Here is a 15,836-nt window from a genome sequence, read left to right as displayed (position 1 = left end):
TACATGCCCGGTAATTTACCGGGCATGATTCGTAAAATTTGGGGAACAAAAAGCGCAGCTTAAGCTGCACAATAAGGAGGAAACGCGATGATCGACAAGCAGTTTAAAAAAGAAGCTTTCAAAGAGAGCGTAAAGGAAAATGTCAAATTTCTGTATCGTAAAAAACTCGAAGAAGCTACACAGGAACAGATTTTCCAGGCTGTATGTTACACCGTAAAAGACGTTATCATTGATAACTGGCTGGAAACACAGAATGCATACAAAGAGCAGGATCCGAAAACGGTTTATTACATGTCCATGGAATTTCTGATGGGACGTGCTCTTGGAAACAACCTGATCAACCTGACTGCATACAAAGAAGTAAAAGAAGCTCTGGATGAACTTGGTCTTGATCTCAACGTGATCGAAGATCAGGAGCCGGACCCGGCACTTGGTAACGGTGGTCTGGGACGTCTTGCAGCATGCTTCCTTGATTCTCTTGCAACTCTGAATTACAGTGCATATGGATGCGGTATCCGTTATCGTTACGGTATGTTCAAACAGCAGATCAAAGATGGCTATCAGGTAGAAGTACCGGATAACTGGCTGAAAAATGGCTATCCGTTCGAACTTCGTCGCCCGGAATATGCAAAAGAAGTTCATTTCGGCGGATATGTTGACGTTGAATATGATCCGGCAACAGGATCAAACAAATTTGTCCACAAGGGATATCAGGCAGTAAAAGCTGTTCCGTTTGATATGCCGATCGTTGGATATAACAACAAAATCGTCAACACATTAAGAATCTGGGATGCAGAGCCAATCGTAGATTTCGAGCTTGATTCCTTCGATAAAGGTGATTACAAAAAAGCAGTTGAGCAGGAAAACCTTGCCCGCAATATCGTTGAGGTGCTTTATCCGAACGACAACCACATGGCAGGTAAAGAGCTGCGTCTGAAACAGCAGTATTTCTTCGTATCTGCAAGTCTTCAGGCTGCTATCGCAAAATACAAAAAGAACCACAAAGATATCATGAAACTGCACGAAAAAGTTACTTTCCAGATGAACGATACTCATCCGACTGTAGCTGTTGCAGAACTTATGCGTATCCTTATGGATGAAGAAGGACTCGGATGGGATGATGCATGGTCTGTTACAACTAAAGCAGTTGCTTACACAAACCATACTATTATGGCAGAAGCACTTGAAAAATGGCCGGTTGAGCTGTTCTCCAGACTGCTTCCTCGTGTATACCAGATCATCGAAGAGATCAACCGTCGTTTCATTCTTGAGATTCAGGAAAAATATCCTGGAAACTATGACAAGATCAAGAAGATGGCGATTCTCTATGACGGACAGGTCAAAATGGCACATCTTGCAATCGTTGCAGGATACTCTGTAAACGGTGTTGCAAAACTTCATACAGAAATCCTTAAGAAACAGGAACTGAAAGATTTCTATGAAATGATGCCGGAGAAATTCAACAACAAAACAAACGGTATCACACAGAGACGTTTCCTGCTTCATGGAAACCAGCTTCTTGCAGACTGGGTAACCGATCACATCGGACCGGAATGGATCACAGATCTTTCTCAGATCAGCAAACTGAAAGTTTATGTGGATGATGAAAAAGCACAGCAGGAATTCATGAACATCAAATACCAGAATAAAGTTCGTCTGGCAAAATATATCCTTGAGCACAATGGAGTAGAAGTAAATCCACGTTCTATCTTTGACGTTCAGGTTAAGAGACTTCATGAGTATAAACGTCAGCTTCTGAACATCCTTCATGTGATTTATCTGTATGACCAGATCAAGAAACATCCGGAAATGGATTTCTACCCAAGAACATTTATCTTCGGAGCAAAAGCATCTGCAGGTTATGCACGTGCTAAGAAAATCATTAAACTGATCAACTCTGTAGCAGATGTTGTCAACAATGATGCTTCTATCGAAGGCAAGCTGAAAGTTGTATTTATCGAGAACTATCGTGTATCCAACGCTGAGATGATCTTTGCAGCAGCAGATGTTTCCGAGCAGATTTCTACTGCAAGTAAAGAGGCTTCCGGTACAGGTAACATGAAGTTCATGCTGAATGGTGCACCGACTCTTGGAACCATGGATGGTGCAAACGTTGAGATCGTGGATGAAGTAGGTAAAGAAAATGCATTTATTTTCGGTCTGAGCGCAGACGAAGTTATCAACTATGAAAACAATGGTGGATATGATCCGAGAGTTATCTACAACACAGATGACGAGATCCGTCAGGTACTGACAGAGCTTGTTAACGGAACCTTCTCTTCTGATACAGAACTGTTCCGTGATCTGTATAATTCTCTTCTCAACCAGAACGGTGGAGAAAGAGCAGACCAGTACTTTATCCTTGCTGACTTCCGTTCCTATGCAGCAGCGCAGAAGAAAGTGGAAGAAGCATACAAAGACGAAAAAGGCTGGGCTCGTATGGCAATGCTGAATACAGCGTGCGCAGGTAAGTTCACATCCGACAGAACGATCGAAGAGTATGTGGAAGATATCTGGCATCTGGATAAAGTATATATCAAATAATAACTTATAATTTATAAAAGACTGGATTCTTTGAAAAAAGGGTCTGGTCTTTTATTTTGGAGAAAATGCAGAAATGTGAGAAGGTTAGACTTCGAAATGGAAGTCTGGACTTTGGGTTTTAAGAAAAAATATGAATATGGAGAAGGCAGAGATATATAAAATAAAGGGAGAGGGAATGGTTTGGGGGTACAGAAATGGCGTATCTATGGGGTGGGATGCTTCTGATCGGGATTGTGTATGGTGCGCTGGCCGGAAATGTGGATGAAGTTACGAAGGCTTTTGTGTCATGTTCGGGGGAAGCGGTCAGTCTGTGTATTTCTATGGCGGGGATCACAGCGATGTGGACAGGAATGATGAAAATTGCGGAGGCTTCCGGGCTGGTTGCGGGGCTGGCGGACAAGATGAGACCACTGATAAGGTTTTTGTTTCCGAAACTGGACACAGAATCAAAAGCAGCGCATTACATATGTCTTAATTTTCTTTCAAATGTGCTGGGGCTGTCGTGGGCAAGCACAAGTTCGGGCCTGTGCGCGATGAAGGAACTGAAAGAATTGCAGCTGCAGAAAGAAAAAGCAGAGAGGAATGCAGAAGATAACGGAAAGAAAAAAGATACTGCCGGAAATAGCAGTATAGTTGCCAGTAATGAAATGTGTACGTTTTTGATCATCAATGTTTCTTCCCTGCAGCTGATTCCTGTAAATATGATCGCTTACCGGGCGAAATATGGGAGTGCAGATCCGACAGCAATCGTAGGACCGGCAATCCTTGCCACCGCTGTCAGTACAGCAGTGGCTGTGATCTTCTGTAAGGTTATTCACATCCGTGAGCATGATGGATAAACTCTGCAAGGTGGGAGCGAATCGTTTCCATTTTATTTTTGGTATCAGGATTGCTGTATGGAATCCGGTCTATAATTTTATTGAGATAATCATGTTCTTTGATGATGTCAAAGCTTGCGCGGAAATAAATATCGCAGAAATGTGCTACGTAGGAAACCCAGTAGTCCATTTTTGTAACACGATCCGGGGAATAAATGCACTGGTTGGACAGAACCGTGTCATAAACTTTCGGTGTAATTGTCTGTGCACCGATGTCCTCACCTGACATACCCATAAATACAGGCAGATCATCTTCCAATTTTACGCGGCAGTTGTCCAGCTTGTCCGCATCCCGGATCAGACGGGCATGGAGAAGCGTTCGCGGATTAGAGATATTTTCTAATTTAAAATTGCTGTGCAGGGAAATTGCAGTGTGGATGACGTCATCCCACTGATTTTCCGGGACAAAACGGCGGATCATGCCCTCTTCAAATAATACCTGTACGCCGTAAGCAGCATGATCCATGGTAGCAGGTTCAAAACTGTCAAAGCGTTTCAGCTGTTCGAAGCGTCCGATGTCATGGAGCAGGGCAATGATCTTTGCCAGCTCGGTATCTTCGGGGGACAAAGCCATGCGGTGGCAGATTTCTTCCATATCGTGCACCACCCCGTAGGTATGTATGATCTTCAGGCGGACCTTATCATTGTTGCGGTCATAGCCATCCAGATAGTGTTCAAATTCGTTTTTTGCGTCTGTATAGTTCATAGAAAGTCATCCCTTTTTACATTTTTCTATAGTATACGAAAATATAGATTGACTGACAAGGTTCGACATAACTGTAGTACATCATGTGCTATAGTGGGATTGTTACCGCCTCCCACCGGTACGGAAAGGAGGTGTGACTATGGATGACATAATAAGTTTTATACTTACTGTCATGGCTGGTGTAGTGTGTCATTGCATCAACAAATGGCTGGACGGTAATAAATAGTCGGTGACCAGCCTGTGGAATAAGCCACCATAAAAAAACGGAATAGAAAACCCCTCGGAGTGCCGGCTCGAGGGGTTTTCGTTTTTGGTACTTGAATAACATAATAAGTTTCTGATGACATTATAGCATATGTAAAAATGACTTACAATATACGAAAATAAAAATCGTTTGACAAGATTCGACAAAATCTGCCATGAAATTTAAAGCCAGTGAGACTATGTTTTTTATTACTTCATTAAATTCTTCCGATATTCTCTCGGACTGCATCCTTTCACTTTGGCAAATACTTTTGAATAGTAGTTTGAATCAGAAAAGCCGACCTTTCCTGCAATCTCGCTGATCGTCCCTTCTGAACTTAAGTACTCAAGACTTCGTTCAATCCGATAATCCTGCAGAAAAGAAAAAAGTGTTGTATTCATATGCCGTTTAAACAGTCTGGTGCATTCACTTTCGCAGAGGTGTATATGCTCGGAAATTTCGGCAAGTGTAATATGATTCATATAATTTTGCTCCACATAAGCAATGATCTTCCGAATCCGGTCATATTCAGTGAGATCAGAAGCGGCAGTCATCGGATGGTGAGGAAGATGCTCAACAAGCAGGCGCCACATAGTCTGCATCCGTATTGAAATATCCAGTTCATAAAAGTCCGGCCTTTTTTTGTCAAGATCAATAACTTCCAGCATCCGGTCACGAAAAACTGTATGCCAGCTTTCTGAACAATCAATGTGCATGGCACAGGCAGACAGATTCTGAATCACAGGTGTGACGTATTTTGTACAGATGGTACTCCTGAAAAAACCGTAGATCAGTTTGGGATCAAATGTGATCGGTATGTATGAGCAGTCCTTCTGATTTTCCATCTCACCGGTATGCAGGGCATTAGAATTACAAAAGATAATATCGCCTTCTTTCAGATGAAATGAACGGTTATTCACACGGTAATGCATGGAACCTTTTTTTACAAAGGTAATTTCTATCTCTGGGTGGTAATGCCACATAAAAGAATTGGATTCATATTCAGAAAGCCTCTGGTAACTGACAAGAAACGGAAAATAATCACTGCCATGCTTTTTTAATTCCTTCTGAAACTGGTTGGTGATGATCTGCATAGGTAATCAATCTCCTCTGTATTAACTAAAAAATACTGCATTAAACTAAACGCATAAAATTACCTTTATTATACACAAAAAGTTGTGAAGAACGCAATATTTTACTGTTTTTTCGCAGATTAATTAAGGTAATTTTTGAGGAAAACAGTATAATAAAGTTATAAATCACACGAACGTATAAAAAGCACAGAAAATATAATGTAAAAGGAGAGCAAAGTCATGAATTTACCGGAAACAGCAAAACTTCAGGAAATTTACGGAGAGACCGAAGTAAGCGGTGCCCGTTTTAAAAATCTTGCAGATCATTTTGAGAAAATCTACAAACAAAACAAAGCAGAATACTTTACTTCAGCCGGAAGAACTGAAATTATCGGAAACCATACAGATCACAATGGCGGTAAAGTAATTGCAGGAAGTATCAACCTTGATACCATAGGAGCTGCATACCCGAATGATACACAGGTAATTCATATCACAAGTGAAGGCTACAGAGATGAGATTGTTGTAGACCTCACCAAACTCAGCAAAAGCAACTACAAAAAAGGAACTGTTGCACTTGTTGCCGGTATGATGGAAGGCGCACAGAAAAATGGATTCAAAGTATCTGGTTTTGATGCTTATGTGAGTACAAATGTTATTGCAGCCGCAGGTGTCAGCTCATCCGCATCTTTTGAAATGCTGATCTGTACGATCATTGACTATTTCTTCAATGACAGCAAAATGTCCTACAACGATTATGCTAAGATCGGTCAGTATGCAGAGAATGTATACTGGGACAAGGCTTCCGGAATGATGGATCAGATGGCATGTGCAGTAGGTGGTCCGGTTCTGTTTGATTTCGCAGACAGAAACAATCTGAAATACAGCAAACTTGATTTCTCTTTCGGTAAATTCGGTTATAAGCTGGTCATCGTAAACACAGGAAAAGGCCATGCCGATCTCAGCCAGGAATATTCTGAGATTCCGGGTGAAATGAAAGCTGTTGCCAAAGTACTCGGTGTAGAACTTCTTCACGAAACAAATGTAGATGCACTTCTTGAACGCTGCAATGAAATCGAAGATGACAGAGCGGTTCTCCGTGCACTTCATTTCTTTGGAGAAACTACCCGTGTAGAGGAAGCTGCAGATGCGATCCACCACGAAGATTATAAGAAATTCCTTGAACTGGTAAATGAATCCGGTACTTCCTCATGGGAACTTCTGCAGAACTGCTATACAATGAAAGATTTCCATGAGCAGAAAATCACAAGAACTCTCGCACTGACACAGCTTTTCCTGAAAAAAATCGGTGCAGGTGTATGCCGTGTTCATGGCGGTGGTTTTGCCGGTGTTATTGCAGCTATCGTTCCGGAAAAAGAGCAGGATAATTATGTAGAATACATTTCCAGATTTGTCGGTAGAGAAAATGTATATCCGATGGATATCCGTGCCGTAGGTGCTGCTCATATCGGATAATTAATAGCGTAAAAAGAAAAACGACATCAGTTGTTTATCTTTGATGAAAAAATATTCAGCTACAAATGACAAATTATACATAAATCATAACGAACCCTTCATAAGGTATCATAACTACAGATAAGAGGAACTTTTTCTATGAAATTTATTTCTTACATTTCTGTATTTATGATACCTGTTTTAATTTTGTACATACTTGGATATGGACTGATCGCAAAAAGAAATATTTATAATGATTTTGTGGAAGGGACAGAGGAAGGCTTAAAGATCGTATGGAGACTTGTTCCGACACTGATCGGGCTGATGACGGCGGTTGGAGTTCTGCGTGCGTCAGGTTTTCTTGAATTTCTGGGAGGCATACTTTCAAAGGCATCCGGGGCGCTTGGCATTGCACCGGAACTTTTTCCGCTGGGACTGGTGAGGCTTTTTTCTTCCAGTGCTGCGACAGGTCTGCTTCTGGATATTTTCAAACAATTCGGAACAGACTCCCCGACCGGACTGATGGCTGCGTTGATGTTGAGCGCGACAGAAAGTGTTTTTTACTGTATGAGTGTCTATTTCGGTTCTGTCGGAATACAAAAAACCCGATACACACTACCGGGGGCATTGCTTGCCTCACTTGCCGGAATGATGGCTGCTGTGTGTATCGGGCGGTTGTTTTAAATAAGCTCTTTGTTTTTCTCAAGCATCTCATGGATTACATTCTGTGTGTATACACCGAGATGTTTCTGGTCTTCTCTGGAAAGCTCTTTTACGTAGATTGGTTTGCCGTATTCCAAAACGACATGAGTTGATTTGATTTTGGGCATATGTGCCTCAAAGATTTCGGCGGTGTTGTTCATAGCCATCGGAATGATCGCGCATCCGGATTTGCTGGCGATTTTGAAACTTCCTTCATGGAACGGAAGGAGCTCCAGCTCGTCTGCATTTGCGTTTCGAGTACCTTCCGGGAAGATACAGATGGAGATGCCGGATTTTACTTTTTCGATTGCGGTCAGGATAGTCTTCAGTCCCTGTTTGATATCTTTTCGGTCAAGGAACAGACAGTGAAGATAACGCATCCAGTTGGAAAGAAGCGGGTAACGCTCCATTTCTTTCTTGGCGATGTAACCGGTGCGGATCGGGCAGCGGCTGTAGCTGAGCACAATGTCAAAATAGCTTCGATGGTTTCCGATGTAAAGCACAGGTGTATCTTTCGGAACATTTTCTTCACCGATGATCGTCACCTTCGTGCCGGCTTCCCACAAAATCAGTTTGAATACTCCCTGTATGAGGCGTAAAGAACTGATTTCTTTCGTGCGCGGTGAAAATTTGCCGATGATCCATTCGATGAACAGGATCGGAATGGAAAGAATCAGAAATCCGATGACTGTGATCGCAACAATGATAAGACGAATCATAATAAAGTCCTCTTTCTGTTAAATTGAAATAAAAACTAAGATAAAAGCATCCCGAAAAACGGGACTCTGGTACAAGTATAAGTGATTTTGGAAATACTTGCAATAAATCTTTTGTCCCCTGCATAGAATACATACTGAAGAAATGAGATGCCGGGAAATGGAAAGCTGTTTATGAAAAAAACTGCCGCATTTCTGTCGCTTTTGATGCTTTTACTTATGCTTGGCGGATGTAAACTGGTACGGATTGAAGAGGGTGAGAGAACTTCGATTAAATATACGGTCGTGGATCATTCACAGATTCCTGAGCAAGCCGCAAAGCTGATTGAAGAAAAAAAGGAAAAAGAATTCCAGATGGCATACCAGAAGGGCGAAGACCTTTATCTGATAAAGGGATACGGAAGGCAGATGAGTGGAGGATACAGCATTCAGGTGACAGATCTGTCGGCATCTGTGAACGCTGTTTTTTTTGAAACAAAACTGATCGGCCCTACGGAGGAAGTGCAGGGCGGTGAACCTTCTTATCCATATATCGTTGTGAAAACAGAGTACCGGGATGTCCCGGTTCAGTTTCGGTGAGATTGGAGGACATAAAAGTGGAATTCAGGAAAGAGGATATTCAGGTACTTCGAACAAAGAGCAGGGCAACCAGTCAGGTAACGCTGGACATGGATTATAATGTACCGGATGTGAAACCGGACATTGGACGCATGATACAGAATAAGGGTGATGTGACGGTAGAAGAAGTGCGCCTGAATGACGGGCATGCTTTTGTCAAAGGGAAACTGCAGGCGGATGTTTTGTATGTGGGAGAGGAAGACGGGAGAGTTTACAGCCTTTCAGCATGCCTGCCTGTTGAGGAGACTCTGAACCTTGACGGAATCGTAAATGGAGATAAGCTTTGTCTGAAGTGGGAGATCGAAGATCTGAGCATTCATATCATTCATTCACGGAAGTTGAACATCCGTGCTGTGATCACGTTTTATGCTTCGGTGGATGAATTGACGGGAATCCGTCTGCCGGTAGTGGCGGATGATGAAAATATCTCTGTTAAGAAAAAACAGATGCGTCTTCTCAGTCTTGCAGTACATAAAAAAGATACCCTGCGGCTGAAAGAAGAAATTGAGCTGGTTTCAAACAAACCGGATATTGCGGAACTTCTGTGGTATACCATCGAAGTGCGTGGACTGGATCTGCGGCCGGAAGAACAAAAAGTAAAGGCAAAAGGAGAACTGTTTATTTTTGTTCTTTATACGGGCGGGGACGAAGGAAGTTCTCTGCAGTGGCTGGAACACACGATTCCGTTTAACGGGGAAGTGGAATGCACCGGCTGTACTTCGGAGATGATTCCAAATCTGGAAGCGTCAGTGATCAGCCAGTCTCTGGAAGTCAAACCGGATGCCGACGGAGAAGAGCGTAAACTGCAGGCAGATATTGTTCTGGAACTGGATATGAAGCTTTACCGGGAGGAAGAGCATGATGTGATCATGGATGCGTACACTCCGTTTCGTCAGTATCAGCCAAAAGGCAGAACGGAAATGCTGGAAAGCCTGCTGATCCGGAATTTCTCACGATGCCGTCTGTCGGATCGTGTGACGATTCGTGAAACACAGGGGAAAATTCTGCAGATCTGCCACAGTCAGGGAGAAGTCAAAGTTGACAAAACCCAGATTGTCAGTGACGGGATTCAGGTGGACGGGATTCTGCGGCTGAAAGTCCTGTATATTGTAGGTAATGATGATATGCCGTTTTATTCTGCCGAAACTGTTATTCCATTCAGTCATACCGTGGAGGCGAAGGGAATCTCAAAGGACAGTGTCTATTATCTGCATACCGAACTGGAACAGTTGTCAACGACCATGGCAGACAGCAATGAGCTTGAGATCCGTGCAATGCTCGGTGTCAATGTGCTGGTGATACAGTGCAGTGAAGAATTTATTCTTGATAAGATGGAAGAACATCCACTTGATCAGGAAAAAATCCGCAGCATGCCTGGAATTACCGTGTATATCGTTCAGCCGGAAGATACGCTCTGGGATATTGCAAAACGCTTTTATACGACTACGGAAGAAATCAGCAGTATGAATGCGTTGGAAAATGAAGAAATTTCCTCAGGAACGCCGCTTCTTCTGGTAAAAAAAGTCGAAGAATGATACTTGAAATTAACAAAAAAATCAGATAAAATAAGATACATAGATTGTATACAAAGTACAAAAAGAACGAAAAATACAAAGGACAGAGGTGTGTTTATGCGTTTACGAGCTATGGCAAAAATCAATCTCGGACTCGATGTACTCCGCAAGCGTGAGGACGGATATCACGAAGTACGGATGATCATGCAGACGATCCAGATGTATGATCTTTTGGATATCCGTAAGAAATCAGAACCGGGAATTATATTGTCTACAAATCTTCCTTATGTTCCTTCTGATGAAAGGAATCTGGTATATAAGGCAGCCAAACTTCTTATGGATGAGTTTGAGGTAGGAGAAGGTCTTTCCATGAAACTGACAAAATCCATTCCGGTTGCAGCTGGTATGGCGGGTGGCAGTTCGGATGCGGCAGCTGCTTTTGTCGGAGTGAACCGTCTGTTCCGTCTGGGACTCAGCGAGGAAGAGTTGATGAAGCGTGCCGTACAGGTGGGCGCGGATGTTCCTTATTGTGTAATGAGAGGAACTGCACTTGCAGAAGGAATCGGTGAGAAACTTACGAGTCTTCCGGGACTTCCGCGCTGTTATGTACTTGTCGGCAAACCGGGAATCAATGTTTCGACGAAGCTGGCATATGAGAATCTGAATCTGAACAGCATTCAGAAACATCCGGACATCGATGGAATGCTTCTGGATATTGAGAATCAGGATATTTACAGCCTGACATCTAAGATGGAAAATGTCTTTGAGCCGGGAATCATCCGCCAGTATCCGGTAATTCAGGAGATCAAAGATCTCATGGAAGCAAACGGTGCACTGAAAGCAATGATGAGCGGAAGCGGACCGACCGTGTTCGGAATTTTTGATGACAGAGCGAAGATGCGTGAGGCAGCAGAAGTCCTGAAACAGAGCCATCTGGCAAAAACAGTATTTGCAACACAGATTTACAACCGAAAAGATCGTGCATAGATCAGGATGTGTGCAGGAAAGGTGATACCTATGATGAATGATTTTTCTGTAGATATGAACGAATATCTGCCGCTTCGGGATGTTGTATTTAACACACTCCGTAAGGCAATTTTGAAAGGCGAACTCAAGCCGGGAGAAAGACTGATGGAAATCGCGCTTGCAGAGCGCCTCGGTGTCAGCAGGACTCCGGTACGTGAGGCGATGCGTAAGCTGGAACTGGAAGGACTTGTCGTGATGATTCCCCGGAGAGGTGCACAGGTTGCCAATATCACGGAGAAGGATCTGAACGATGTACTGGAAGTGCGTATTGCACTGGAAAATCTTTCTATTGAAAATGCGTGCACGCGGATGACCGAAGAGCAGCTTGAAGAGCTCTGGAATGCGGCAAAGAATTTTGAGGCGACGATGGCAGAAGGCAATCTCGTAAAACTTGCAGAAGCTGACGTGGCTTTTCATGAAGTGATTTACAAATCTTCCGATAACCGCAGACTGAATCAGGTGCTGAACAATCTGCGTGAACAGATCTACAGATACCGTGTGGAATATCTGAAAGATGAGGAGACGAGAAATCTTCTGGTCAAAGAGCATAAAGAGATTTATGCGGCAATCAAGAACCGTGATGTAAAGAGAGCGCAGGAAATTTCTTATCAGCATATTGAGAATCAGAGAGAGGCGATCATCCGCTCGATCCGCGAGGAAACACAGAATCGCCAGATACGTAAATAAAAAAGTAAAATATGGTTATTCTAAGAGAGATGCATGTGATGTGTCTCTCTTTTTTTGCAGATCAGGGAGGTATCGGCGGAGTGGCCGCTGATCGGTGGAGGAAACCATGACAGATGTAAAAGAAAACGTGAAAAAAATTTCGGCAGATATTCGTGAGAATGAACGTTATATACAAGAACGCTGTGAAAACTGTGCGGACATTCTGATTCGCCCGATGCGTCTCGGAGAAGAACGTAAAGCAGACTGCCTGATGGTCTATATAGAAGTGGCAGTTTCCAATATGATGCTGGATGATTCAGCCATTGGAAAGATGATCAATTATTTCTGGGAGGTTCCACCGGAAAAAATCCCGGAATTTATGCAGAATAACAGTCTCGGAATTGCCGATGTACAGAAATTGAATGATATGAACGAAGTTTTTGGTGCAATTCTTTCCGGAAATGCAGTTTTTTTCATTGACGGTTATGACAGAGCAATGAAAATTTCGAGCAGGGGATATCCGAATATGGGGGTATCGGAAGCTGAGTCGGAAAAAGTGCTCCGTGGTTCCAAAGAGGGATTTTCAGATTCTGTAAAAACAAATTCCGCGCTTGTGCGAAAAAGACTTCGTGATACCAGAATGAAAGTAGAAGAATATCAGATGGGTGTGCGCTCCAATACGGTGCTGCAGATTCTGTATATAAATGATCTGGTGCACGAGGAACTTCTGGAGCAGATAAAGGAGCGTATCGAAGAATATGAGATAGATGGTGTCCTTGACAGCGGCATGCTTGAACAGCTTACGGAAGAACCGTGGTATTCTCCATTTCCTCAGTATCAGGTTACGGAGCGGCCGGACCGTGCAGCGCTGGAACTTCTGAACGGAAAGGTTGTGCTGCTCTGTGACAATTCTCCGTCTGCGCTGATTTTGCCCGGTTCATTCAGCGGATTTATGGAAAGCAGCGAGGACTGGTATCATCATTTCGAGGCGGCATCCTTCTTAAGGATTCTGCGCTATCTGGCACTTCTGACTGCAATGCTTCTGCCGGGACTTTATCTGGCGGTGATTCGTTTTCATACTCAGATCCTTCCGGCGAATCTGCTTCTTTCCTTTGCAGAGGCGCGGGAAGGGGTGCCGTTTACAAGTGTGACGGAACTGATACTGCTGGAGCTTGCTTTTGAATTGATCAGAGAAGCCGGGGTACGTGTACCAGGCGCACTTGGAAATGCAATCGGAATCGTGGGAGGTCTGATCATCGGAGATGCGGCAGTGAGTGCAAATCTTGTAAGCCCCATTGTCGTGATGATCGTAGCGCTGACAGCATTAGGCTCCATGGTGATTCCGGATGAGGAATTTGCATCGGCATTCCGGCTTATGAAATATGGATTTTTGTTTCTGGGTGGTTATCTTGGAATCTATGGTATCGTACTGGGATTGTACCTGATGATCTCACATCTGTCCGGACTTTTGAGTTTTGGTGTGCCGTATCTTGTTCCCTTTGTCAGAAAACATCCGGTAAGTCGGGTAGGGGACGGCATCTGGCGCATTCCGTTTAAGAAAAGGCAGTATCGTCCGGTATATGCAAAAAGTGACCAGAGTCTGAGGCTGAAACGTAAAGCGCAGACGAAAGCGGCAGGCAAGGAGGCGGAAAATGAAATACGCAGAAAATAATAGAATTTCACACCGACAGTTATACCGTCAGATTCTGCTGACATTTCTGGCTCCTTTTCTGCTCTGCCTGAATGGAAAAGGTGGACTTTTGGGGCTGTCCGGTGTGATGGGAATTATTCTGGCAGTAATTTTTCTTCTGTTGTATTCTTTCTTTTATCTGCGAAGCACCTATGGATATGCAGATATGATCCGATCCTTCGGAAAAGCCGGGGCGGTAATCTTCGGGGGATTTTTTCTTATCTATCTTGTGATGGCGGGAGCGTATCTTCTGAACCTGATCGGCAGGATCATTCCTGTGTGGCTGATCTTTGGTATCTCTGAGAAATGGCTGCTGTTATTTGCAGTACTTGTCTGTGCCTATGGGATGGAAAAAGGAATGCAGAAAAGAGGCAGGATGGCAGAAGTTACAGGAGGGATTTTTCTTGGGGCTATCCTGCTTTTGCTGGTACTGTGTGCGGGACAGGGAAAGACAGAATATATCACGGAACTGTTTCTGGAGGAATCTTTTTCTATAGAAACAAGTATCCGGTCGGCATACCGTTATCTGTGCTTTTTCTCGGGAATCAGTCTGCTTCCGTTTGTGATGAAAGATGTTGAAAAGAGGGGCAGCGCAGGAAAGACTGTGATATGGGGAATTCTGACAGTCAGCGGGGTTATGATCTGTGTACTGTTGCTGCTTCCGGCTGTGCTGGGATGGCGGAGAGTGCAGTCTGAAACATGGCCGGTTCTTTCTCTGCTGGCAGGGGCAGATCTGCCGGGGAATGTTCTGGCGAGGTTTGACGTGCTGTGGATGGGCTTTCTATTGTATAGTCTGCTGTTTGCAGTCGGCAGTGTTTTTTATTATGGAGAACGGATACTGACATCAGCGCATATCGGGACAGGAAAATTCTGGCTTCCGGTGGCAGTATATGTGGTGTCGATTTTTGAGGCAGACGGTATGACAGTCGCAGATCTGTTTGAAAAATATCTGGCGCGAATTTTTGTGCCGGGACTTCTTGTCATATTACTGTATCTGTTCTTGCGCGGCAGACAGAAACAGATAAAAAAAGCAGCAGCGGCCGGCTGTATTTTCCTGATACTTGCAATGACCTGTGTCGGCTGCGCGGGAATTGAGCCGGAAAAACGAATGTATCCGCTGGCGTTTGGCATTGATGTTTCAGGAGATGATTTCGTCATTTCATACGGAATGCCGGATCTGCCGGAGGCGACCGGTCAGGGAAAAGAGGAAGAAAATACAGATCATTCTGTACTGACATTGAAAGGAAACGATTTTGAGGTAATTCAGAAGCTTTATGACAGAAGCCAGAACCGATATCTTGATATCGGACATCTCGAGGTCATTATCATGGGAAATGAGCTGATGGAAAGCGGCAGGTGGGAGGCTTTTTTGAACTACCTGAAAATGGAACCGCTGGCGGGAGAGAATATTTATCTTTTCAGAACTGAAGATCCGGAGGCTGTGTTGAAATGGGACAGTGGCGGTGCTTCCATCGGGGATTATCTGACAGGGCTTCTTGAAAACCGGGTTCCGGCACAGCAAAAAGAAGGAGTGACATTGCGGCAGGTGTATCATCAGTGGTATCAGGATGGAGCATTGCTTTCTCTTCCGCAAATTACGCTTGTTGACGGAGAACTGGAAGTGTTTCTGGAATAAAATACCGAAAATGGTCAATACTTCTGACAGAGTAATCAGAAATTATGTATGTACAGGAGGCATTTGATATGAAAGAGTGGCTGCGGCAGAACGGAAAAATAGATATATGGAAAACAGAGGCGGCAAGAATAAGAGACATTCTCGGAAACAGAAAACACAGGGTACAAGCTTCAATTCTTGCCGGGATGCTTGCGCTTGCGCTTCTTGGAGGCAGTGTTCCGGGGTCGCATACACCCGGGGTGATGGCATGGTGGGGAAGCCTGTACCCACAGTTTTGCTTTTCACAGACAGATCAGAAGCCAAAGATTTCCTTCTGGCTTGCGAAAGCCCTTGAGAGGTGGTAAGATGATAAATAGTCCGGATGGTCG

14 protein-coding genes are annotated in these 15,836 nt (G+C 43.8%); 11 read left to right on the top strand and 3 right to left on the bottom strand.

Annotated features, from left to right (window positions below):
• Positions 1–87 precede the first annotated feature (87 nt).
• Positions 88–2,544 (top strand): glycogen/starch/alpha-glucan phosphorylase, encoded by a 2,457-nt coding sequence (locus BQ7344_RS09335; RefSeq protein WP_072522376.1) that lies wholly within the window; start codon positions 88–90, stop codon positions 2,542–2,544.
• Between the two features lie 194 nt (positions 2,545–2,738).
• Positions 2,739–3,383 carry a nucleoside recognition protein gene (locus BQ7344_RS09330; RefSeq protein WP_072522375.1) on the top strand — a complete coding sequence of 215 codons (645 nt, stop codon included), beginning with the start codon at positions 2,739–2,741 and terminating at the stop codon, positions 3,381–3,383.
• On the opposite strand, the gene BQ7344_RS09325 is transcribed toward BQ7344_RS09330, so the two are convergent.
• Together BQ7344_RS09325 and BQ7344_RS09320 are read right to left on the bottom strand one after the other, a co-directional pair.
• The gene (locus BQ7344_RS09325) at positions 3,355–4,128 is read right to left on the bottom strand and encodes an HD domain-containing protein (protein WP_072522374.1); all 774 of its coding nucleotides are present in this window, start codon (positions 4,126–4,128) and stop codon (positions 3,355–3,357) included. The two genes, BQ7344_RS09330 and BQ7344_RS09325, sit on opposite strands and share 29 nt — an antisense overlap.
• Before the next feature lie 453 nt (positions 4,129–4,581).
• Complete coding sequence (locus BQ7344_RS09320; RefSeq protein ID WP_072522373.1) at positions 4,582–5,466, bottom strand: helix-turn-helix transcriptional regulator; 885 nt, start codon at positions 5,464–5,466, stop codon at positions 4,582–4,584.
• A 219-nt stretch (positions 5,467–5,685) separates the two neighbouring features.
• On the opposite strand from BQ7344_RS09320, the gene BQ7344_RS09315 reads away from it, so the two are divergent.
• Positions 5,686–6,921 (top strand): galactokinase, encoded by a 1,236-nt coding sequence (locus BQ7344_RS09315; protein ID WP_072522372.1) that lies wholly within the window; start codon positions 5,686–5,688, stop codon positions 6,919–6,921.
• A gap of 138 nt (positions 6,922–7,059) precedes the next feature.
• Positions 7,060–7,584 carry a spore maturation protein gene (locus tag BQ7344_RS09310; RefSeq protein WP_072522371.1) on the top strand — a complete coding sequence of 175 codons (525 nt, stop codon included), beginning with the start codon at positions 7,060–7,062 and terminating at the stop codon, positions 7,582–7,584.
• Here the strand turns inward: BQ7344_RS09310 and BQ7344_RS09305 are convergent.
• Positions 7,581–8,321 (bottom strand): lysophospholipid acyltransferase family protein, encoded by a 741-nt coding sequence (locus tag BQ7344_RS09305; RefSeq protein ID WP_072522370.1) that lies wholly within the window; start codon positions 8,319–8,321, stop codon positions 7,581–7,583. The two genes, BQ7344_RS09310 and BQ7344_RS09305, sit on opposite strands and share 4 nt — an antisense overlap.
• Before the next feature lie 171 nt (positions 8,322–8,492).
• Here BQ7344_RS09305 and BQ7344_RS09300 point away from each other — a divergent pair, with 171 nt between their 5' ends.
• The 7 genes from BQ7344_RS09300 (at position 8,493) to BQ7344_RS09270 (ending at position 15,812) form a co-directional block, all read left to right on the top strand.
• Complete coding sequence (locus BQ7344_RS09300) at positions 8,493–8,897, top strand: protease complex subunit PrcB family protein (RefSeq protein ID WP_072523406.1); 405 nt, start codon at positions 8,493–8,495, stop codon at positions 8,895–8,897.
• 17 nt (positions 8,898–8,914) lie between these two features.
• The gene (locus BQ7344_RS09295; RefSeq protein ID WP_072522369.1) at positions 8,915–10,471 is read left to right on the top strand and encodes a DUF3794 and LysM peptidoglycan-binding domain-containing protein; all 1,557 of its coding nucleotides are present in this window, start codon (positions 8,915–8,917) and stop codon (positions 10,469–10,471) included.
• A gap of 96 nt (positions 10,472–10,567) precedes the next feature.
• The gene (gene ispE / locus BQ7344_RS09290; RefSeq protein WP_072522368.1) at positions 10,568–11,437 is read left to right on the top strand and encodes a 4-(cytidine 5'-diphospho)-2-C-methyl-D-erythritol kinase; all 870 of its coding nucleotides are present in this window, start codon (positions 10,568–10,570) and stop codon (positions 11,435–11,437) included.
• Positions 11,438–11,467: 30 nt separating this feature from the next.
• Positions 11,468–12,163 carry a GntR family transcriptional regulator gene (locus BQ7344_RS09285; RefSeq protein ID WP_072522367.1) on the top strand — a complete coding sequence of 232 codons (696 nt, stop codon included), beginning with the start codon at positions 11,468–11,470 and terminating at the stop codon, positions 12,161–12,163.
• A gap of 106 nt (positions 12,164–12,269) precedes the next feature.
• Positions 12,270–13,814: a spore germination protein gene (locus tag BQ7344_RS09280; protein ID WP_072522366.1), complete on the top strand. Its 1,545-nt coding sequence runs from the start codon at positions 12,270–12,272 to the stop codon at positions 13,812–13,814.
• Complete coding sequence (locus BQ7344_RS09275; protein ID WP_072522365.1) at positions 13,795–15,468, top strand: GerAB/ArcD/ProY family transporter; 1,674 nt, start codon at positions 13,795–13,797, stop codon at positions 15,466–15,468. Before BQ7344_RS09280 ends, BQ7344_RS09275 begins: the two co-directional genes overlap by 20 nt.
• 68 nt (positions 15,469–15,536) lie before the next feature.
• Entirely contained in the window at positions 15,537–15,812 is a 276-nt protein-coding gene (locus BQ7344_RS09270) for a hypothetical protein (RefSeq protein WP_072522364.1), read from the top strand.
• Positions 15,813–15,836: the final 24 nt, after the last annotated feature.

The organism is Blautia sp. Marseille-P3087 (assembly GCF_900120195.1).
In the GTDB taxonomy this organism is placed as follows: domain Bacteria; phylum Bacillota; class Clostridia; order Lachnospirales; family Lachnospiraceae; genus Blautia_A.
Note: the sequence above shows the minus strand (reverse complement) of the source record. Positions and strands in the feature narration are given on the sequence as shown.